21 protein-coding genes are annotated in these 19,276 nt (G+C 64.3%); 12 read left to right on the top strand and 9 right to left on the bottom strand.

What is annotated here, in order from left to right; genetic code table 11:
* Nucleotides 1-13 precede the first annotated feature (13 nt).
* The 8 genes from K6K41_RS02835 to K6K41_RS02805 all read left to right on the top strand — a co-directional run bounded on the left by K6K41_RS02835 (nt 14) and on the right by K6K41_RS02805 (nt 5,111).
* The gene (locus K6K41_RS02835; RefSeq protein WP_261403814.1) at nt 14-1,255 is read left to right on the top strand and encodes a TerD family protein; all 1,242 of its coding nucleotides are present in this window, start codon (nt 14-16) and stop codon (nt 1,253-1,255) included.
* Between the two features lie 35 nt (nt 1,256-1,290).
* Nucleotides 1,291-1,749 carry a tellurite resistance TerB family protein gene (locus K6K41_RS02830; protein ID WP_261403813.1) on the top strand — a complete coding sequence of 153 codons (459 nt, stop codon included), beginning with the start codon at nt 1,291-1,293 and terminating at the stop codon, nt 1,747-1,749.
* A 135-nt stretch (nt 1,750-1,884) separates the two neighbouring features.
* Entirely contained in the window at nt 1,885-2,406 is a 522-nt protein-coding gene (locus K6K41_RS02825) for a TerD family protein (RefSeq protein ID WP_315855129.1), read from the top strand.
* A 58-nt stretch (nt 2,407-2,464) separates the two neighbouring features.
* Complete coding sequence (locus K6K41_RS02820; RefSeq protein ID WP_261403811.1) at nt 2,465-3,037, top strand: TerD family protein; 573 nt, start codon at nt 2,465-2,467, stop codon at nt 3,035-3,037.
* 55 nt (nt 3,038-3,092) lie between these two features.
* Nucleotides 3,093-3,731: a hypothetical protein gene (locus K6K41_RS02815; RefSeq protein ID WP_261403810.1), complete on the top strand. Its 639-nt coding sequence runs from the start codon at nt 3,093-3,095 to the stop codon at nt 3,729-3,731.
* A gap of 66 nt (nt 3,732-3,797) precedes the next feature.
* Nucleotides 3,798-4,262 carry a YjbE family putative metal transport protein gene (locus tag K6K41_RS29230; protein WP_315855128.1) on the top strand — a complete coding sequence of 155 codons (465 nt, stop codon included), beginning with the start codon at nt 3,798-3,800 and terminating at the stop codon, nt 4,260-4,262.
* Between the two features lie 74 nt (nt 4,263-4,336).
* Entirely contained in the window at nt 4,337-4,564 is a 228-nt protein-coding gene (locus K6K41_RS29225) for a hypothetical protein (protein WP_315855127.1), read from the top strand.
* 169 nt (nt 4,565-4,733) lie between these two features.
* Nucleotides 4,734-5,111, top strand: a complete 378-nt coding sequence (locus tag K6K41_RS02805; RefSeq protein WP_261403809.1) for a PH domain-containing protein — start codon at nt 4,734-4,736, stop codon at nt 5,109-5,111.
* A gap of 1,189 nt (nt 5,112-6,300) precedes the next feature.
* On the opposite strand, the gene K6K41_RS02800 is transcribed toward K6K41_RS02805, so the two are convergent.
* Nucleotides 6,301-10,344, bottom strand: a complete 4,044-nt coding sequence (locus tag K6K41_RS02800; RefSeq protein WP_261403808.1) for a hypothetical protein — start codon at nt 10,342-10,344, stop codon at nt 6,301-6,303.
* A 778-nt stretch (nt 10,345-11,122) separates the two neighbouring features.
* Here K6K41_RS02800 and K6K41_RS02795 point away from each other — a divergent pair.
* From K6K41_RS02795 to K6K41_RS02780, 4 genes are all read left to right on the top strand, one after another.
* On the top strand, nt 11,123-11,440 hold the full coding sequence (locus K6K41_RS02795) for a hypothetical protein (RefSeq protein ID WP_261403807.1): 318 nt from the start codon (nt 11,123-11,125) through the stop codon (nt 11,438-11,440).
* On the top strand, nt 11,437-12,063 hold the full coding sequence (locus K6K41_RS02790; RefSeq protein ID WP_261403806.1) for a hypothetical protein: 627 nt from the start codon (nt 11,437-11,439) through the stop codon (nt 12,061-12,063). Before K6K41_RS02795 ends, K6K41_RS02790 begins: the two co-directional genes overlap by 4 nt.
* Nucleotides 12,064-12,193: 130 nt before the next feature.
* Complete coding sequence (locus tag K6K41_RS02785; protein WP_261403805.1) at nt 12,194-12,334, top strand: hypothetical protein; 141 nt, start codon at nt 12,194-12,196, stop codon at nt 12,332-12,334.
* A gap of 142 nt (nt 12,335-12,476) precedes the next feature.
* Nucleotides 12,477-13,193 (top strand): dATP/dGTP diphosphohydrolase domain-containing protein, encoded by a 717-nt coding sequence (locus tag K6K41_RS02780; RefSeq protein ID WP_261403804.1) that lies wholly within the window; start codon nt 12,477-12,479, stop codon nt 13,191-13,193.
* Nucleotides 13,194-13,519: 326 nt separating this feature from the next.
* Here the strand turns inward: K6K41_RS02780 and K6K41_RS02775 are convergent, their stop codons facing one another.
* The 8 genes from K6K41_RS02775 to K6K41_RS02740 form a co-directional block, all read right to left on the bottom strand.
* Nucleotides 13,520-14,476: a metallophosphoesterase gene (locus tag K6K41_RS02775; RefSeq protein WP_261403803.1), complete on the bottom strand. Its 957-nt coding sequence runs from the start codon at nt 14,474-14,476 to the stop codon at nt 13,520-13,522.
* A gap of 122 nt (nt 14,477-14,598) precedes the next feature.
* Nucleotides 14,599-15,411, bottom strand: coding sequence for a metallophosphoesterase (locus K6K41_RS02770; protein ID WP_261403802.1), 813 nt, complete (start codon nt 15,409-15,411; stop codon nt 14,599-14,601).
* Nucleotides 15,408-16,034 (bottom strand): hypothetical protein, encoded by a 627-nt coding sequence (locus K6K41_RS02765; RefSeq protein WP_261403801.1) that lies wholly within the window; start codon nt 16,032-16,034, stop codon nt 15,408-15,410. The genes K6K41_RS02770 and K6K41_RS02765 overlap by 4 nt, the downstream gene beginning before the upstream one ends.
* A 1-nt stretch (nt 16,035) precedes the next feature.
* On the bottom strand, nt 16,036-17,616 hold the full coding sequence (locus tag K6K41_RS02760; RefSeq protein WP_261403800.1) for an AAA family ATPase: 1,581 nt from the start codon (nt 17,614-17,616) through the stop codon (nt 16,036-16,038).
* Between the two features lie 105 nt (nt 17,617-17,721).
* Nucleotides 17,722-18,087: a hypothetical protein gene (locus K6K41_RS02755; protein ID WP_261403799.1), complete on the bottom strand. Its 366-nt coding sequence runs from the start codon at nt 18,085-18,087 to the stop codon at nt 17,722-17,724.
* Complete coding sequence (locus K6K41_RS02750) at nt 18,084-18,314, bottom strand: hypothetical protein (RefSeq protein WP_261403798.1); 231 nt, start codon at nt 18,312-18,314, stop codon at nt 18,084-18,086. The genes K6K41_RS02755 and K6K41_RS02750 overlap by 4 nt, the downstream gene beginning before the upstream one ends.
* Nucleotides 18,311-18,460 (bottom strand): hypothetical protein, encoded by a 150-nt coding sequence (locus K6K41_RS02745; protein WP_261403797.1) that lies wholly within the window; start codon nt 18,458-18,460, stop codon nt 18,311-18,313. The genes K6K41_RS02750 and K6K41_RS02745 overlap by 4 nt, the downstream gene beginning before the upstream one ends.
* Nucleotides 18,457-18,915 carry a hypothetical protein gene (locus K6K41_RS02740; protein ID WP_261403796.1) on the bottom strand — a complete coding sequence of 153 codons (459 nt, stop codon included), beginning with the start codon at nt 18,913-18,915 and terminating at the stop codon, nt 18,457-18,459. The genes K6K41_RS02745 and K6K41_RS02740 overlap by 4 nt, the downstream gene beginning before the upstream one ends.
* Between the last annotated feature and the right edge of the window lie 361 nt (nt 18,916-19,276).

The following is a 19,276-nucleotide window of genomic DNA, read 5'->3' as shown; positions in this document are numbered from 1 at the left end:
GGTGAACCCGGCCATGGCGAACCTCACTCCTGGGGGCAACGCGTCTCTGATCACGTCGACGCCTCGCGTCAGCGTGACGTGGTCGGCGCGCGGCTCGGCGGCTTCCGATCTTGACGTGTCCGCGTTTGTGCTGCGCGCCAACGGCAAGGTCGGCGGCGACGCCGACATGGTGTTCTTCAACCAGCCCTCGACTCGCGGCGTCTCCGCCGGGCCTTTCGCGCAAGCCTCGGGCGACGCGCTGGAGACCCGGATCGCCTTTGACCTGCCCGCGCTTGCCGCTGACATCGAGAAGATCGCGATCACCGCGACTCTTCCCGCCGGCGTTGCCTTTGCGGGCATGCCCTTCGTTCGCATCGCGGTCGCCGACGGAGCGGAGATCATCGGCTTCGACGTTCCGACCTCGGGCATGAAGGAGCAGGCTTTGATCGTCGGCGAGCTCTACCGGCGCAACGGCGCCTGGAAGTTCCGCGCCGTAGGTCAAGGCTTTTTCGGCGGCCTCGAACCGCTCGCCAAGAGCTTCGGCGTCGATGTCGCGGCTCCGGCCGCGCCGGCCCCGAGTGCGACTCCTCCTCCGGCCCCGCCGCCAGCGGCTCCGCCTCCGCCAGCTCCTCCGAAAATCAGCCTGTCGAAGATCTCGCTGACCAAGGAGAAGCCGGGAATCAACCTTTCCAAGCCCTCTGGGAGCTTTGGCGAGATCAAGGTGAATCTGAACTGGAACCGGGGAGGTTCCCCTCCGCAGCGTTCGGGCGGCTTTGGCGGTCTGTTCGGCGGTGGAGCGCGATCTGCCCGCGGTGGGATCGACCTCGATCTCGGCTGCTTGTTCAAGCTTAAGGATGGCTATATGGGCGTCGTCCAAGCGCTTGGGAACGCCTTCGGGTCGTATGAGGGCGAACCCTTTATTCAGTTGGCGTCGGACGACCGCACCGGCGCGTCGACAGACGGCGAATGGATTCGCGTCAACGGCCGCCAGTGGAGCCAGATCGACAAGATCCTGGTCTTCGCCTCGATTTACGAGGGCGTGCCGAACTGGGCTTCGACGGATGGCGTGGTCACGGTCTTCATGCCGGGCCAGCCCGAGATCGAGGTCCGTCTCGTCGAAGGGCGCAGCGGGAAGACCTGCTGCGCCGTCGCGATGATCGAGAACGTCGGCGACGCCATGCGGATCAGTCGTCTCGACACCTACTTCGCAGCCGTCGACGAGATGGATCGAGCCTATCGCTGGGGGCTGCGCTGGAGCGCCGGCTCCAAAGATTGAAGCGATCAAGACCCTGAATAGGAAAGAAGACCGCGATGCCGCTCGACTGGATCAAGAACACGCTGGCCCAGGGTCGCTCCAAGCTCGCCGAGGAAGTCGGTCGCTTCAAGAACAAGGAAACGCTCGACGCCATCGTCGCCGCCTCCACCATGATGGGCTTCGCCGACGGCACGATTTCGTCCGAAGAGAAGGCAAAGATGGTCGGCGTGCTGCAGGCCTCCGACGAGCTCAAGGTGTTCAAGACCGACGAGGTTATCGCGATCTTCCAGAACCTCTCGGGCAAGTACGACTTCGACAAAGCGGTTGGCGAGATGGAGTGCCTTAAGCTCATTGGCCGCGTAAAGGACAAGCCGGAGGCCGCCAGCCTCGTGGTGCGGGTCTCTATGATCATCGCCAATGCCGACGGCAACTTCGACGCCAGCGAGAAGGCCGTGGCATTCCGGATCGTCAAGGAAGTCGGCCTCGATCCGGCGCGGTTTGACCTCGCCGTCTAGAGCGGAAACGCCACGCCGACCGGCGCGAAGGTCGACCAAAATTCGACGATTGCAACTTCAACAGGGACTAAGTCAAAGATGCCCGTAAGCCTCTCAAAGGGCGGCAACGTTTCGCTCTCGAAGGAAGCCCCAAACATGACCCGGGCCCTCGTTGGCCTTGGCTGGGATCCGCGTTCGACTGACGGAGCCGCGTTCGACCTCGACGCCTCGGCGTTCCTCCTCGCCACGAATGGCAAGGTAGGCTCCGATGCCGATTTCGTCTTTTACAACAATCTCAAGCACGTCTCCGGATCGGTTGTCCATCAGGGCGACAACCGCACCGGCGAAGGCGAGGGCGACGACGAGAAGGTGCTCGTCGAGCTGGCGAACGTTCCGCCGTCGGTCGACAAGATCGTCTTCGCGGTCACGATCCACGATGCCACGACCCGTCGCCAGAACTTCGGCCAGGTCGGCAAGGCGTTCATCCGCATCGTCGATGCCGCGACCCAGAACGAGGTCGCACGCTACGACCTCGCCGAGGACGCTTCGACCGAGACCGCGATGGTGTTCGGCGAGCTCTACCGCAACGGAGCGGAATGGAAATTCCGAGCCGTGGGCCAGGGCTACGCCGGCGGTCTCGGCGCCATGTGCCAGAACTACGGAATCAGCGCGAGCTAACCATTCACCTCAGTGCTCAAGTTTCAAACGGGCCGAAAGCCCTAATAGGAGAACGACCATGCCTGTGAACCTGTCCAAAGGTTCGAACGTCAACCTCTCCAAAGAAGCACCAGGTCTCAGCAAGTCGATCGTGGGTCTCGGTTGGAATCCGCGCGTGACCGACGGGGCCGGCTTCGACCTCGACGCGTCCGTCTTCGCGCTTGGCGCGGACGGAAAATGCAAGTCTGAAGCCGACTTTATCTTCTACAACAACAAAAGCCACGCCTCCGGCGCGATCGTACATCAGGGCGACAACCGCACCGGAGAAGGCGAAGGCGACGACGAGCAGGTCAAGGTCAACCTCGCCGGCGTCCCGGCCGGGATCGAGAAAATCGTGTTCGCCGTCACCATCCATGAAGCCGACCAGCGGAAGCAAAATTTCGGCCAGGTCGACAAGGCCTTTATCCGCGTCGTCAACGAGGAAGGCGGCGCCGAAATCGCCCGATACGACCTCTCGGAAGACGCCTCGACCGAGACCGCGATGATCTTCGGCGAGCTCTACCGGGCCGGCGCAGACTGGAAGTTCAAGGCGATCGGCCAAGGCTACGCCGGCGGCCTGCAGTCGCTCATAGGCCAGTTCGGCTTGAGCTGATCAAGAATCGGGCCGGACGGGATTATCCGTTCGGCCCGCTCGAGGGCCATGTGAGATGCTGAACAGCGACAACGACCTCGTCCGAATTTTGTCGCGCTCCGCCGTCGCCGGCGTTGGGTTCAGCGCTGGCCGTGACTTCTACAAGGGCATGAAGAACAACGCGTTCCTGATCGTGGCGGCGCTCGTCCTGCTGGTCGCCCCGTTTATGCTGGCGCGGATGGTGACCCAAGGACACGACGCTCGCGAGGGCCAGAAGAGTACGCTCCCGGCGATTGGGCTCGGAGCGATCTTCCTGCTGCTGATCTACTTCTTGATCACTGGAGGATACGGAGAACGCAATCCCGCGACAGGATCAACCGACAACAGCGGAACGATAGCTTTGGTCCTGCTGATGATCTCGTCCCTGGCGGCGGCTCTCGGCACACTGATGGGCCTGTCGGAGCGACCAAAACGCTTGCGAGGTTTCCGGATCGCCGCCGACAACGAGCGATTCCTCCAAGACAACGGCATTCGCAACCTCGGAGGCGAAAGCCAGGCATTACGCGACGCCGCCGGGACCGAGATGGTCATCGACGACGAGCGGCGCGACAACGAGATTGTCCTGAAAGTGGTCGGCCGACGCATGAAGCGGGCCTTCCTCACCCATGACGATGAGGGACGCTTTATTCAATACATCCCGGCTGAAGGCCTCTGACGCCGGACGACTGATCGAACGGGCCAGCCGCCCGATTTCTCATCCCATACAGAGACCTTGTCCGTCATGGATTTCTCGAATCCCACCTTCTATCTACAGGTGCTCCAGATCATCTGGATCGACCTCCTGCTCTCCGGCGACAACGCTGTCGTCATCGCGCTGGCCGTCCGCGGCCTGCCTGAGAACCAGCGCAAGTGGGGCATCTGGCTCGGCGCTGGCGCCGCCGTGTTCCTGCGCATCATCTTCGCCGGCATCATCTCGTACCTGCTGAACGTTCCCTTCCTCAAGGTCGTCGGCGCCGTGCTCCTGTTCTGGATCGCGATCAAGCTGGTCGTCGGCGAGGAAGAGGAAGAGGGCGACATCGCCGCTTCCGGCAACCTCTGGAAGGCCGTGTGGACGATCGTCATCGCCGACGCGGTGATGAGCCTTGACAACGTCATCGCGATCGCTGCCGCCGCGAAGGGCCACTACGAGCTCTTCATCTTCGGCCTGCTGCTTTCGGTGCCGCTCGTCGTGTTTGGCGCGACCTGATCTCGGGCGTTCTCAAGCGCTTCCCGATCCTGGTCTGGTTCGGCGGACTGCTGCTCGGCTGGGTGGCCGGCGAAATGCTGGTCGGCGACAGCTTCCTGCTGTCCTACCTGCAGCCTTACCTCGGGGCATACATCGTCCCAAATCCGCATGCGGAAGACTTGCTGATGAGCATCGGCCTGCTGCATTACGGCGCTGCGGTAGTCGGCGCAATCTTCGTCGGCGTCGTCGGCTGGATCCTCGTCAAGCGCCGTGGCGGCCACTTAGAGGCTCCGTCGCCGTTCGACGAGAGCAACGCGGCTTGACGATACAGAGTGACGGAAAGCCCGGCTGCCAAGACCGGGCTTTCTTTGCCCCAAACAACTAGAAGCGCTCGTAAAAGTGCGATTGGGTCAACAAGATGGTGTCGCCCGCCGCCTATTCCTTAGGCCCTCGCCCATCTGGTCATCTCATCCGGACATGGAGGATTGAGTGTTGGGCCTATTCGATGGTATTCTGGGACACGCAAGCAGTGTGTCAATTGAGAAACTAAGTGCTGAGCTTAGTCCCATTCTGATCCCCGGCGAGACAATCGATCTTGCTTACAAAGTCATTCGAGATTTGTTTGTTTTTACCGACAAGCGTCTCATTTTGATTGACAAGCAAGGCGTAACGGGCCGCAAAACTGACTTCCATTCGATCCCGTATCGCGCCATCACGCAGTTCTCAGTCGAGACGGCTGGTACATTCGATTTGGACGCTGAGATGAAGATTTGGATTTCAGGTCAGCACGCTCCCATTGAGCGAACCTTAGCGCGAGGTAGCGATGTATCTGGAATTCAACGTGCGCTCGCCCGAGGCACGCTGCGCTGACGACGCTTCAAACCAAGGGCGTCAACCTCAAATGCGACCATGTTGGCGGTGTCCGGTTTCCTACACTCAACCATTGATATGCGACGCCATCACGGCGAAACAGCGCCTAAGAAATAGTTGGCTTGGCACCGAACAGCGGACCACTCAGACAGCCGCTATGGGTCAACGTTCGAAACGTAGACGAACAATTTACCACCCCTACAATCCGGCCTTTTCATGGGCTGGCTAAATATTTATATTTGGCGTCACTCGATCTGAACGATTTCAGTGATGCCGGCCTCTATTCAAGGTCGGCCGGAAAGACGCGCTGGCGCTGGCCGCCGGAGAGCTGAAGTGATGCCGGCCTCAATCCGAGGTCGGCCGGAAAGATGCGCTGGCGCTGGCCGCCGGAGAGCTGAAGTGACGCTGGCCTCATCCGAGGTCGGCCGGAAAGACGCGCTGGCGCTGGCCGCCGGAGAGCTGAAGTGATGCCGGCCTCAATCCGAGGTCGGCCGGAAAGACGCGCTGGTGCTGGCCGCCGGAGAGCTGAAGTGATGCCGGCCTCAATCCGAGGTCGGCCCGGAAGACGCGCTGGTGCTGGCCGCCGGAGAGCTGAAGTGATGCCGGCCTCAATCCGAGGTCGGCCGGAAGTTAAATCTGATTGCATTTTCAGAGATCAGGCCGCCCCTCATGACGATGGGCGGCTTTTTCTTTGTTCTTTGCAGAATGATTTTTTCGATTTTTCAGTTCTTTTAGAGAATGGGCGCGTGAATGACATCGTGGCATGTCCACGACGCAACACTTTCAGGCCCAGCCTGCCGCGGCTCAAGAAAAAATTGTTTTATGGCGGAGCTAGTATCCAAAGAATTGCCTGTAATTTTAGTCAAGTTGAACCTGCTGAACGACTAAATGGAGTTGCGCCGGGACGAGCGCTAGCAACAGGTGGGCCGGAAGCGGTCATCAACCAAGCTGCGCAACCCGGACCAGCTCCGCGCCGGCGGGATCGACACCGCCTACAAAAATTCAGGTGTCAACATAACATTGGACGCCGATAAGGGACTAAACTTCAGCGCCGATTGACAATCGAAAGACCGCCAGCCCCAAATTCCACGTCGGATCACAGCTCTCGCGGAGACATCACCGTCAACGGCCAGCCGCTCGGGCTGTGGCGCGTCTACTGCGCCCACCGGCCGACGGTGTGAGAGACGGCTTAAGCCGCGTCCTTAACCTTAACCACGATTGGCATGACGCGACGAACGCCAGCGATCTGCCTCGGAGCAGTGGCAGCGGCTGGCGACTGCTTCGGCTCCTCCGGCTTGGCATAGCGCTCAGAGCCGGCCGCCGGCCGCTCCTGCAGGTCGTACGCCTCAACGTGCTGCGCGAGCCACTCGTCGAGCCTCCACAGCCAATCGCCGTGCCGGTCTTCGTCGGCGTTCTCCAGGAACCGGAACGTCTCGTCGTCCAGCAGGCCCTCGGCCGCGTTGAGGCGCTTGGTGTGGCGATTCATCCGCCACATCGCGGCCTCCTCTTTCAGGTCGGGCCAGCGCCTCAGTCCTTCGGTGACCAGCGCCTCGGCCTTCGCGCGCTCGCTATCGTCCCACAGCTCCGGGCCGTTCTTGCGCTGGTTGTCGACGACGGCGAATCCCGCCGGCTGCATCGACATGAGGCCGCGCTGACGGGCGAGGTCGGCGATCTCCGAGCCCTTCACCATATCTGCGAGCCGCCTCATCGAGTCGACGATCGTGTTCTCCGGTGCAAACGGTCCGAGGAAGATGCATAGCGGCGGCGGCAGGTCGCCATGCCGGTAGACCGTGCGAAGGCGAGTCGCGATCTGGAAATTTTCCTCTTCGCGCGCGGCCTCGAGGAAGTCGCGCTGCCAGGTGTTCGGCGCGTAGTTGGGCGCCATGCAGACGACGTCGTTCCCGTTTCGCATCCGATACCTCCGCGGATGGAGGTCGAGGTGCAGTGGATTCTTGCCGTCTATCGTCCCGTCGCCGCGCTGGTCGATCGCGACGAAGTCCGGCTCGTCGGAGCCGTAGGCGGCGCCCTGTCCATCCATCGCGCCGGTCGTCGGCTGCATGCGGCCGACGACGACCACCCAATCGGCCCGCTTCGCGAAATCGAGGCCGCGTACGTTTCCGTGGTGCAGCCAGTCAATGTTGCTCGGTGTGCGCCACTTTTGATCCTGCAGGATGTCGCGAACCTCAGTCGGCGCGACAACGAGGCCTCGGCCCCACGAGTAGAGGCCGGCCAGCAGCGTGATGAGCAGGCGCACGTGATCGCGCCGCTGCAACTTTTCCTTGCGCTGCTTCTCACTGTCCCGCGAGTCGATCTTGAAAGATGACACGCTGAACGTCTGCGTTGGATCCATCATGACCCGGCAGTGCTGGATCAGGTCGCCGATCTCGCGCACGTCGACCTCCCGGCCGATGGCTTTCGTCAGGCGCTTCACGCTCGCGGTGGCGTCCAGCACGGCGATCGGCAGCCGCAGGAGCTTCGGCGTCAGCTGCTTGCGCCGCGACACACGGATCGCCCACTCGCGCGTCTTGTCCGGACGCTCGGCCTGCACCCACTGCAGGCGCGGATCGAGGCGGCTGACGGACAGCTTGGTCGTGCGCAGGCTCGCGAGCAGCTGCTTCGTGCGATCGCGGCCGCCAGTACGGGCCGCGCGACGACCGGCCAGCGTTCTCATCTGCTCGATCGCGGACAAGTTGACCGAGTGCTGCTGAAATTCGTCGACCATCTGCTTCACGATCGCCCAGAGGTCGCGCTCTGCGCTGCGGCCCGGCAGTCGGATACCTGCGCTCGCGAACCAGGCGAGCTCGTCGGGATCCATGTCTGGCCGGATCTGGCGCGAGACCCAATCGTCAGGCCGTGTGATGTCGATCGCGGCCTCAAGGCATTCGAGCCCGCCTTCCATGGCGAGGATCGCCGGCGCCGGGTTGCGGCGCGCCTTGATCTCGGCCGTGACGAGGATGTTGATCCTGGCGCGCTTGTCGTAGAGGGCCTTCAGTTCGTCGCCCTTGGCGTCGTTGTGAATGACCTCGTTGGAGCGGCCGAGCAGGCGGTCAGCATTGAACGAGTGCTTCACCCGTGCGAGCTCGACCGTCGGATCTTCGTCGATGATCGCGCCGACCGTGTTGTTGTGCAAAAACTTCGACTGAACGCGGGCCATCGCGCGCACGGCAAACACGAGGTGCGCGTCGGCCATGGTCTCTTCCTGCCGGTAAAACCGGCACGGCGGGCAGCCGTTGTCCGCTCCGGTCGCCGCGAGCTTGAACGGGCACGTGATCGTCTTCGCCTTCAGCTTCGCGGACTTCTCGTAGTCCGTGCGCTTCAGCTGCTTCTCGCACAACCCTCTCGGATCCACGCCGCCCTTGCGGAGCGCGGCCATCTCCTCGGCGCGCTCGCACGGCACCTCGGACTTCGAGCCGAACAGCGCCACCAGCGCCCGCGGCTGGCCGTCGACTAGCGCAGGCGCCGCGGCGTCCTCCCAGGTCATGGTTCGATGACCCGCGCCGGCCGCGACCGCCATCATCTGCCGGCACATCGTGTACGTCGGGCAGTAGAAGACGACCTTCTTTCCGGTCGGCCACGTCCCGGCCTCGATCATCCGCTCGATCCAGCGGAGGACGCCAATCACGAAGCCGGAGGATTTGCCGCCACCGGGTGGCACCTTGACCAGCAGCGTCTTGGCGTCGCCCGCGAGCTCCTTGCCGAGCAGCGCGTCGACGACCTGCACCATAAAGCTCTCGATCGCCTCCTGGATCAGGTGCTGGATCGCGAGATGCGTCGGACGGCGCTGCGCCTCGCTCATCAGCGCGCGCTTGGTCCGGTCGGCCTCGATCGCCGCGGAGACCTTCACGGCCGGGATGATCTTTGCCGGCAGCTCCTCACCCCTCGAGTTGACCCGGCGCGGGATCACGAACGGCCGCGGGTCGCCGACGGCCGCGAAAGCGGCCTCCATGTCGGCGAACGGATCCGACTTCTTGATCTCGACCGGCGGCGGCAGATCGCCCACCTGCTTCTGCCGGATCGGCGAGTTCCATCCTTTGAAGTCGAGCGCTCGGTTGAGGCGCTCGCGGACCTGCGCCAACAGCCTCTCGTCAGTGGCCCAACGACCGGTCCGCTCGACGTTGGAAGCGCAGAGGTCGAACGCGACCCGGAGTAAACCGGCGCGCTGTTCCTCGGTGTAGCCCTCGGCGAGGTTGGCGCGAGCGACGTTGGCGCACATCGCCACCACGAACTTCTCGCGGCCGTCGACCACCAGGCCGGCCGCCTCGTCACGAACCCAAGGACCGGCGCGCTGGATGCCTGGGACGGAAAGCCCCTCGATCGACGACGGCAACGCCTCCAGCGCGACCGCGGCCGCCTTGGGCGTGCGGATCGCGGCCGGCGTGAACCGCCGCTCGAGCAGGTATCGGGCAATCTTCAGGCCCTCGACGGTCGCCTGTGGCAGCTGGTCCCGCGGGGCCAGCGGCGTCGTCCACACGATCTGCTGTCGGGTCGCATGATGCAGGCCGGCGACGGTCACGACGCTGCGGCCGGTCAGGAATTCGATGTTGCCCACGATCGTGCTGATCGTCTTCAGCAGCGCCTTCTCAGCCTCAGTCAGCTGATGCGCCAAAACGTAGACCAGATTGATTTTCGGGCTGCGGCCGATGCGCTTGTAGGCCGTCTGGCCGAGGGCGCTCTCGATCAGACGCTCGGCCTCGAGGGATGTATCGTGGTCCGAGATATCGATGTCGGTGACGAGCAAGTCCTTGGCGACGATCGCGACGTTGTGCGGCGACTTCCCCGCCAACGGCGAGCGGTGGTCGACGACGCGAACGCCGGTCGGGAACTTGGTCGTGGTCCAGTCGATCTCCGCGTCGATCAGCGCGTCGAACTCGGCCTGGGTCTGGCGACGGTTGAACCACGTCGAGGGATAGAGCCCGAGCATGGGCCGGCGGCGATCGCGGTCGCGTGTCTGGGGGATGACATCATAACCGGCGTCGAAGAAGGCGCGCGCGTCATAGCGAAAGCTCGCGCGCCAGCTCTCCCGCGGGTCGCGGGTGGCGAGCGCCGCGGCGCGCACCGCGTCGAGCCGGCCGCGCTCGGCGACGGCCTCCTGGGCGGTGTCGATATAGATGCGTTCGCGCCAATCGAAGCCAGCGGCGCGAAGCTGCGCCTCGGCCTCCTTCTCGGCCTCCGCCTCGGCCCGCAGGCGCTCGCCCTCGCGCCACCGCGCGGCCAGCACCGGGTCGGCGGTCATGCGCGAGAACCGGTCGCCTACCTCGTCGCACTGCGGCTCGGACGCGCACGCGTCCCAGTCCACGAAATCCATGGATCACACTCAAACCATCAGGGGGCGGACCGGGGCTGCCACGCCGGCGGTCGCCTAACGGTAGTGAGTCTGAATCTGAAACCCGCCTGCGACAACAGTTTTCGTAGTCCACGGGCAAGGATCTTTATGCAACCGAGCGATCGCCCCTGCAAATAGCCGCGGATCGCCCCGTTGAGCCCCGAATAGAATCTCCGATTCGCAACCTGAGATTGGTCATCCAATCCGTTTCAAGGATTATTCGTTCGAATTTCGAACGATTCGTCGCGCAATCCTTGATCGAGGGCCGAAGCGACATTTTGTAGAATAAATGCCGAGGCCGAAAAATCCTGCAAAACAGCATAGTTAATTCGAATTGAGGGTGAGACCATGTGCGTGAGGCCGATTTGCTTGGCCGATTTGCATCGGGTGCCGAATGAGTTCCTTTCCCTAGGTCCAGCGCAAAAACAAGTTCACGCCTCGTAAGACGGCCACCGAGCATGCATTCCGCGACGCTCTGCTCGATGAGCTCGGGGCGTACCTGGAGCAGAGGTACCGCGAGAACCGCGAGCTTTTCAGTTTCGAGAGCGAGGCGGACAAGGCCATTCGCCAGCGCATCGTCCGCGGGGAGTACACCGACCTTGGGCTCGGCACGGTATTCAAGAAGGCCGAGCAGTATCGCTACACGTTCGACTTCCTGAAGCAGCATGCCAAGCTCGCCGCGTGACCCGTGTTCACGCCGAGCAATACCTCAAACGCGATCGTCTCGGATCACGCAGTCCGCCGGTTCGCTGAAAGCACCCTTGGGCGCACGGAATCCCTAGCTGCCGGGGATGACAACACGGCTCTCTGGCTTCTCGACCGCGCCGGCGTCGACACCGCCGCAATCCGGGCTCGTCTGCAGCTGGGAGCCGACAGCGGGCTGCGCCATGGCGGTCGCGTCGTCCTCCAGGACAAGGCAAGGCTGGTCCTGCGCGCCCGCGTTCTCAGGACCGTCATGCCAAAGGCCTGGCGCATGGACCTCGCCTGGCATCTGAGGCCGGCATGAGGGTCCTCTGTCTCGACATGGCGAAGCTCGCCGGCTGGTGCGCGCTGATCGACGGCCAGCGCGAGAGCGGCGTCGAGGACCTTATGGCCGGCATCCGCGAGAAGGGCGGCATCGGCGTCTGGCACCCGATCCTGCTCGCCAAAGCCCAGTCGTTTGTCCGCAGCCTGATCGACCGCTTCGACCCTGAGAAGATCGTCATCGAGGCCAACTTCGACAAAGGCAGCCCGCTGCCATACCGGCTCATGGGCGCCGTCATGGCGGAGGCCGGCGGTCGCGGCCTGCCGATCGACCATGTCGCGATCGGGACCTGGCGGAAGGAGATCCACGGCAACGGCTCGATCCCGACCGAGGAGGCCAAGGCGGCCGCGCTGGAGTTCGCGCGGGCATACAAGCCAGTTATCACCAGCCATGACGAGGCCGAGGCGATATGCATTTCGGTCTACGTCGAGCGCGGCTGCCATCTCAGCCGCAAGCCCAAGAAGGCCAAGAAGCGCAAAGTCGCCGCCGTCCATGCTCGAGCACGCGATCAGGACGCTGCGAGGCAACAAGGTCTCTCACGCCGAGTGGGCCTATCGTGGGGGAAGCCGCCACATCCTCGGCATCGAGGTTGGTCAGCACGGTGACCAGGGCTCAAACTGGGCGAAGGGGGCTTTTGAGGGTTTTGTTCGCCTCGCCCGAAAGATCATTCACGCCGACAAGCACACAGCTTACCGCCGCTCCGGCGCGGGCGGCGTCGGCGTCAGTCAACGTCGGATGGGATACAACAACGGTGGCGCGAGCTCATGGAGCGAGACGCACGCGATCATCTACCCCAACGGCAAGTGGACCCATGTGACCCTGCAGAAGGGCAAGTGGCGCGCTCGCCGGCGGAAGCAGGAAAGGCTCGCAGCGTGATGATAAAAGATCCGGGATCGGTCTCACGCGAAGACCTTAAGCCGACCTCGTCGACATCCATGCTGGACACGCCTCGAGGGCGTTTGCTGATGTCACATGCGTTGGCGCACCTCAAGAAGGCTGCTTGGCAAAGGTTTGCCGCGTGAACCCTAAGGGCCTCGCGGGTCGCCTCAAGCCGCCGGTCGGTCTGATCCCGCCGGTTGCGATCGCCTACATCAACCAGGCGCTCCGAGCCGGCGCGGCGGGCCCGAACCTACGAACGGTTTCGCCGATCGCGATTCTCTACATGTCGCAGGCGTTCCGGCTCGGCGCCGTGAAATACAATCCGTTCGACTGGAATGAAGACGGCAAGGCGGTCGAGGGCGTCACCTATTACGAAGCCGCCGTCCGCCACTCCTTCTGCTGGCTCACCGGCGAGTGGATCGACCCGGAATCCGGAGCGCCTCACCTTGCTCACGGCATGGCCTGCGGGGCGATCCTGCTCGACGCTGGCCCGATGGATCAGCTTATCGAGAACCGGCCGCGGTGCGCGTCCCCGGCGCTCGTCACGTCTGGCTCGGTGATCCTCGGCGGCAGGGCGTCAACCGTCGACCTCTACGAGAAGTCGCTCTGGCACTGGGGCTGCTGGTTCGCCGGCGAGTGGATCGATCTGACGACCGGCTGCCCGCACATCGCCTGCGCGATGGCCTGCATGTCCCGCATCCTCGAGGGCTACCACTCAGGCGACGTCGATGACGACCGGCCGGCCTACGCCTCAGCGTCAGATCTGATCGCTGAACACGTGGCCGCCGAGAAGGCGAAGCAGGCAGTGGCCTACGTCTACGACGAGAACCTCGACAACCCCGCGATCGCGGCCTGACTGTCGGCGCGGAAACGTGTGGTCCAAGAGCCTGAGCGGTTCTGGCCATTCCCTAGCAGCCCGCTGACGTCTTTTCCGCTGGAGTGATCCGTTTTCCGCCGACCGCTCAATCGCGCTCCGTGGCGCTGGAAATCCTCCCGATCAGGAAGATTCGAGCCCTGAGTGACGGAATCTTCCCGATCGGGAGGATATGGCGCCGAGACCATAAAGCCGGATATGGCGCTGACACCATAACCGTTGTCGATATACCGACAACGGAATGAAATCAGTGACTTAGAGCGCGATACGTTTTTCCGTATCAGCCAGTTGCGATACGGATTTCCGGATCACAGGCGAAGCGCCTCGAGATCCCCGGGCGGCGTTTCTGCCCCGACCGTGATCGTGATTGACGGATCGAAAGCCGGATTCTCGAGCTCCATCCGCGCCTGCTTCCCGCGGCCGACCTGCGTCAGGTAGCCCATCGGATTGCTGACCACCCGCGTCGCGCCGATCCGGTAGTCGACGGAGCGATGCACGTGGCCGTGGACCCAGGCGGCCGGCTGGAGCTCTTCGATCAGCGCCTCGAGGTCGCTGGCGTAGGCGGCGTCCAGCGGGCCGGTGACCTGCCCGCCGCGCAGTGACCGTGGGCTCGGCGCATGGTGGGTCACCACGATAATCGAATCTGCAGGCCCGGCCGCGCTCGTAATCGATTTTGCAGGGCCATAATGGTTTTTGCAGCTGAACGGATCTGCGAGCCCGTCGCCGGCGCTGAACGTTTCTGCGACCGGCTGAACGTTTTTGCAGGCTCGCGTGATCGCCTCGACCGCGGCTGCGTGCTCCCGGATCGCGTCGGCCGGCAGGAACGGCCTGGAGCCATCGCCGAATCTGATCCGTCGATGGTCGTTCATTCCGGTTCGCCGATCGCTCGCTGCCAGCATGGACTGCCGCTGGTCTCGCGCGACCTGAAAATCCGTCCACAGGGTGGCGCCGACGACGGTGACATCGCGGACCTGGGTCGTCTCCCCGCGCGCGAGCAGCGTCACGCCGGCGCTCTCGAAAACGGAGGCTGCCTTGTCGAGCTCAGCCGGAAATCGGCAGTGATAGAAATCGTGGTTGCCCGGCAGGTAGATCACCGGCACGCCGGCCGGCTGGACGTTCGCGACCAGCCAGTCGAGCACCCGCGTGCTCAACCTCTCGCACACGTCTCCGGCCACGATGATCGCGTCGCAGTCGGTCAGATTGAGCGGGACCGCGAGGCCGCCATTGACGTCGACATGCAGGTCGGAAAACACGCGAAAACGCAATTTCGTCAGCCCCTACAGTATCTTACGGTGGCATTTTCTTGACCTATCCGTAGGTCATGGACGACCTGTCCATAGGTCATGACGCAAGCCGCAATCGAAAAATGAGGGCGCGTCAGCGTGACTCAGACGTCGATCACGAGGCCCCAGTCGAAGGCCGGATTCTCGCCGGAATAGCCGCGCGCATTACAGACGATCCTCGTGTTTCGCAGGCCGCCGAACATCGGCTTGATCTCGTAGTCGAAGGACGCGTGAGTGTGGCCGTGGACCCAGAGCCTCGGCTGCCCGCGGTCGATCAGAGAGCTGAGATCCGACACGTAGCTCGGCGTGCTCGGATGCCCGCGCCAGCGTTCGGCGACCGAGAGCGGATGCGGCGCGTGATGCGTCACGACGACGGTCGGGCCGTCATGCTCGACCTCGAACGCATCGCGCAACCACGCGACGCTAACCTCGTGAAGGTCAAGCGCGTCAGCGGGGGAGAACCGGCGTGCGATCGTCCCGGGCTGCGGCGCCTCCATCAGAATCTGGCCGTGATCCGGCATGCGCTCGGCCACCCGCATCGACCCCTCCTGGCGCGCACGCTCGCCGTGCGCATGGAGCCGGTAGTCGGTCCAGAGCGTCGCCCCGAGGAATCGGACGCCGCCGAGGATCACCGAGCTGTCGTCGAGCAGGTGGAGATTTCCGACATGCGCCGCATGCCTCCAAACTTGGACCCTGGCCGATGGCAAAACCTCGCCGAAATACTCGTGATTCCCGGCGACCCAGATGACCGGCATCCGGCGCGTGATCGTCAGCCATAGCCAGGTGAGCGCGAACCCGACGCCCTCGGTGATGTCGCCGGCGACGACCGCGACGTCGGCGTCAACGACCGGCGGCTGGACGCCGGTCTGCGCCGCGACCCTGCTGAGGTGCAGGTCGGAGATCACCCAGAGCCTCACGCCGGCCTCCCCAGATCGTAGTGCAGGTTGTTGACCCCAAGCGCCGTCCGTTCGTCCTCAATGACGGCCACCATCATGATCTGATCGCCGTCAGGCGTACGCGGGTCGCCGAAAAGCCGGCCGCCGACCAGGGGCCAGCGGTGGAAGCGCTTTCCCGGCGCGAAAAATCGGCCGACCCACCAGCGGTCGATCATCGACCGCAGAGACATCCGGACGTGCATCGTTCTCGCCTGCATGTCGACGTGGACCTCAAGGCCGTCCGGGACCGGCTCTGCGGCTGGAACCGCATAGGTGCCCTCCAGGTCGTCGGCCAGCGCGAGCCAGGTCTCGCGGGCATGATCCGGTGCCGCGGCGAACACCGCCGCCCAGCCGCCGGCGTCGAGGACCTCGACCGCCAGGCGTCCGATGCCGACGGCGCGTGCCCGCAGAGCGTCTCCGTCGGGACGTCGCTCGTGATCCGCGATGACCGCGTCCTCCTCGAGGTGGTTGGAAAGGTCGATCAGGACCATCGTTTCCGCGCCGTGGGCTGTGATTCCGGCCGCATGTTGGGTGGCGAGCAGGCCATCGCGATGCAGGGATCTGATGGCGATCGCGATGGATACGAGCAGGAGGGCAGCTTCCATCTCACGCCCTCCCCATCTGCATGTCGCGACCATCCACGAGCACCTCGAGTGCCCGCCGCAAGCGTCTGATCGAGCCGCCATTCCACGCCCTCCTGAGCACCTGGAGCTCGTCCGTCGCCAGTTCCTCGAGCCACCGCCTGTCGAGGTCACGCTCTGCGGCGATGTCGTTCAGGATCCCGCGCGCGAGATCGCCGACATGCGCCCAGGTCGGCTCTTCGACCTGGATGACCCGGAGTCGATCGAGCAGCGGCCGCGGCACGTCATCGAGCCGGTTCGCAGTCGCGATCCATGAGACCCGCGAGAGGTCCACCTCGACCTCGATCGCGAGGTCCCGGTATCGACGCGAGGTAGACGGCTCGAGGAACGCCAGGAGGGCGTCGACGAGCGAGCCGTTGTGCGAGCTCTGGGTCTTGTCGACCTCGTCCAGCACGATCAGCGGATTCGCGACGCCGGACGACCGGATCAGGTCCAGCGGCACGCTCGGCCGCGACGTCGACCACTGCGCCGACGTTCCCATCATGGACGCGTCGGCGATCCCGCCGGCCGCGTATGTCGTGACCGGCAGGCCAACGGTCTCCGCGATCGCGCGGGCGAGCGAGGTCTTCCCGGCGCCTGCTGGCCCGACCAGCAGCGTCGGTCGAATCCAGGCGAGCTCAGACGCCGCCAGATCTCGCAGGATGGTGTCGATCGCCACCTCGGCATGCGGCGCGCGACGCACGAGAGAGCGGCGGTGGGCAGCCACGTCACCGCGCCGGACCAGCGGCAGGCGCCGGCCGGCGATCGATGTGAAAGGCTTCCATAGACGGTCAGGCGCGGCCGTCGGCTGCTTCGGCACGACTTGCAGGCCGATAACGCGGCTCTCGCGTAGCTGGGCGAGCCCGCCCGGCGCGCGCACGATCTCGCCGCGGTCCTCCATGACCTCGTCGAGCAGGTCCGTCATGTCCTCTGCCGGCGGCGGGCCGGACACGACGCTCTCCTGCGCGATCATCTCCATGCCGATCCGCCGTGCCGCCGACCGCAGGATGTTCCCGCCGGCGCTATGGAGGTCACCCGGCGACTTCGGATGCCGACCGCCCTGGACGATCATCCTGAAGCGCAAGCCGGCCGCCATCGCGAGCAGGTGGTGCTGGTGGTGTCGCCCCTGCAGAAGCATGATCGCGCCGATCAGCCGGGCGCGCGGCTCCAGGGCCCCAAAACCGGCCACGGCGTAGAGGTCACACCGAACCCGCCCCTCGTAGCGGATCTTCTCGTCGGCGGCGGCCGCCAACGTCCCAAGCCGCTCAAGCTCCCGGCCGGCCTCGGCGACGTTGGTCAGGCTCACATCGCCCAGGAGCTCGTGAAGGGCGGTCCCGAGATCGGCGCGGCCGCGTTCGGGCCGGCAGACGACCAGCGAGTTCAACGCTACGTGCGCCCACGAGCGGACGTCCTTCTCGAAATCACCGCTGCGGAACGGATGTCCGACGAGCAGGTCCGCCAGCGTCGGTAGATCGCCGCACAGGATCTCGTCGCGACGCACTGCACGCTGGCGCGCGACCGATATGTCCTCGGCGCGAGGGTCGAAGGTCGGATTTTGGGAGGACATTCAGCACGGTCTCGCTGATCACCGTCGCCCTGGCCCATGCCGGGTGCGAACGAGCCACCCTAGATTGCGGATGGTAGCGAGATCAAGCGGGGACTCCCCGCAGGGTTACCGGTTTCTGAGCCGGGCTTCCGCGGCCAGGAGGTGCGAGCCGATCGTGATGTCCTGCAGGCCGGCAGCGCGGAGGCGCTCGACGATGGCGTCGAGTTCGGCCGCGGGATTGCCGGCCCGGCGCAGGACGTCGTCCTCGCTATCGATCCACTGGAAAACGTCGGCCGGCGGGATGACCTCGCCGCTCGCCCAGCGCGCACCTAGGCGCGGATTGACCTCGGCGATGATCGCGAGCCGCGAGCCGGCGCCGGCGGGGAGAACCCGCCGGATCATCTCGACGATTTCATCAGGTTCCAAGCGCAAAACCCCCGCCGGGCGATCCCGGCGGGGGTAAGAGTAGCGGTTGTCGGCGTGAGTCGTCACGCCGCTAGCGCTTCGATCGCCTCGGCTGCCCGGATCTCGCGCGCCGCGATGTCGGCCTCGATGGCGTCGGTGTCTACGAGCCCGGTCGCCACCTCGAGCTCGTCAGCGATGCGGGTGAGGTTGGCGTTGAGGTCGTCCATGATCGCGTGGGCGGCGATCTTGTGGTCGGCCGGGGTGTTGGCCATGGCACGGTATAAGCGGTGGTCGAGTTTGCTGAACTTGGTCACTGGTCGATCCTCACGATCGTAAATGGCATGGGGGAGAAGCAGGCGTCGCCGAACAGCGCGGCCTCAGCTTCAGACGGGAAGAGCTCGGGGACGAGCTCGACGTCTCCGTTCCCGAGGTCGAGGGCGATGGCCCAGGGGCGGCTCATGATCGGCTCAAGTCGATGCCGTACGCGACCTCACCGAGGCGCTTTTCGACGCGAGCGAGCTGGCCCTCGAGAAACAGGATGTAGTCGACCGCGGGGTGGCCGGGCGAGATACCGCCGGCGCGGGCGGCCGCGTCGCGGCGCTCGGCCTTAACGCGCTCGGCCGCTTCGTCCCATTCTCTCTGGAGTTCCAGACGAAACGCCTTGAGCTCGTCGCGGTGAGCCTCGAAGCCTTCCGTGTCCCCAATGTCCCAGGCGGGGTCGCCCCGCCACTGGACCTTGAGGTCTTCGACCTCCTCGCGGGTCTTCATCGGCTTCGGCGCGTCGTCGGAGAGCACGACCGGCTCGCCCTGCTGGATGACCGTCGAGCGGCCGTCGGCGCCGACGGCAATGATGATGCAGGAGCTGAGGTCCGAGACCGTCTCCAGCAACTGCGAAAGTGATGTGATCCGCGTCATTCTCTCGGCCTCCTAGCCGTCGCCCGGGCCCATGCCGCGGTGCGCTTGGAGGATCATGAATCCAGCGAGAGAATGGCGCAAGAAGTTTTCGGCGCCGATTCGAAGTCCTCAGCGCCGGCTTGGCGAGGGGACGTTTTGGAAAAGAAGGACCCTTCTTTTCGCTTCTCTTGTACCGATTGATTTGGCCTGCGAGGGCTGCCTGACGTTCTGAAAAATGATGTCCAATAACTCAGGGTTATCGGACATCATAGCGAAATGTAAAAAATAAATTCACGCTATATCTTGCGCTCCCGTCGGGCGTGAATATCATATTCACATGGCTGACGGGCGAGCGAGTGGCGCTCCCGGGCCTGCCTCAGAG

Source organism: Chenggangzhangella methanolivorans (assembly GCF_019797865.1).
GTDB classification, from domain to species: domain Bacteria; phylum Pseudomonadota; class Alphaproteobacteria; order Rhizobiales; family Methylopilaceae; genus Methylopila; species Methylopila methanolivorans.
Note: the sequence above shows the minus strand (reverse complement) of the source record. Positions and strands in the feature narration are given on the sequence as shown.

Bases quoted from the DNA above. Each gene is read 5' to 3' on its own strand.
- K6K41_RS02835 (WP_261403814.1), top strand. From the start codon at position 14: ATGGCGAACCTCACTCCTGGGGGCAACGCGTCTCTGATCACGTCGACG.
- K6K41_RS02830 (WP_261403813.1), top strand. From the start codon at position 1,291: ATGCCGCTCGACTGGATCAAGAACACGCTGGCCCAGGGTCGCTCCAAG.
- K6K41_RS02825 (WP_315855129.1), top strand. From the start codon at position 1,885: ATGACCCGGGCCCTCGTTGGCCTTGGCTGGGATCCGCGTTCGACTGAC.
- K6K41_RS02820 (WP_261403811.1), top strand. From the start codon at position 2,465: ATGCCTGTGAACCTGTCCAAAGGTTCGAACGTCAACCTCTCCAAAGAA.
- K6K41_RS02815 (WP_261403810.1), top strand. From the start codon at position 3,093: ATGCTGAACAGCGACAACGACCTCGTCCGAATTTTGTCGCGCTCCGCC.
- K6K41_RS29230 (WP_315855128.1), top strand. From the start codon at position 3,798: ATGGATTTCTCGAATCCCACCTTCTATCTACAGGTGCTCCAGATCATC.
- K6K41_RS29225 (WP_315855127.1), top strand. From the start codon at position 4,337: ATGCTGGTCGGCGACAGCTTCCTGCTGTCCTACCTGCAGCCTTACCTC.
- K6K41_RS02800 (WP_261403808.1), bottom strand. From the start codon at position 10,344: ATGACCGCCGACCCGGTGCTGGCCGCGCGGTGGCGCGAGGGCGAGCGC.
- K6K41_RS02790 (WP_261403806.1), top strand. From the start codon at position 11,437: ATGAGGGTCCTCTGTCTCGACATGGCGAAGCTCGCCGGCTGGTGCGCG.
- K6K41_RS02785 (WP_261403805.1), top strand. From the start codon at position 12,194: ATGGGATACAACAACGGTGGCGCGAGCTCATGGAGCGAGACGCACGCG.
- K6K41_RS02765 (WP_261403801.1), bottom strand. From the start codon at position 16,034: ATGGAAGCTGCCCTCCTGCTCGTATCCATCGCGATCGCCATCAGATCC.
- K6K41_RS02760 (WP_261403800.1), bottom strand. From the start codon at position 17,616: ATGTCCTCCCAAAATCCGACCTTCGACCCTCGCGCCGAGGACATATCG.
- K6K41_RS02745 (WP_261403797.1), bottom strand. From the start codon at position 18,460: ATGAGCCGCCCCTGGGCCATCGCCCTCGACCTCGGGAACGGAGACGTC.
- K6K41_RS02740 (WP_261403796.1), bottom strand. From the start codon at position 18,915: ATGACGCGGATCACATCACTTTCGCAGTTGCTGGAGACGGTCTCGGAC.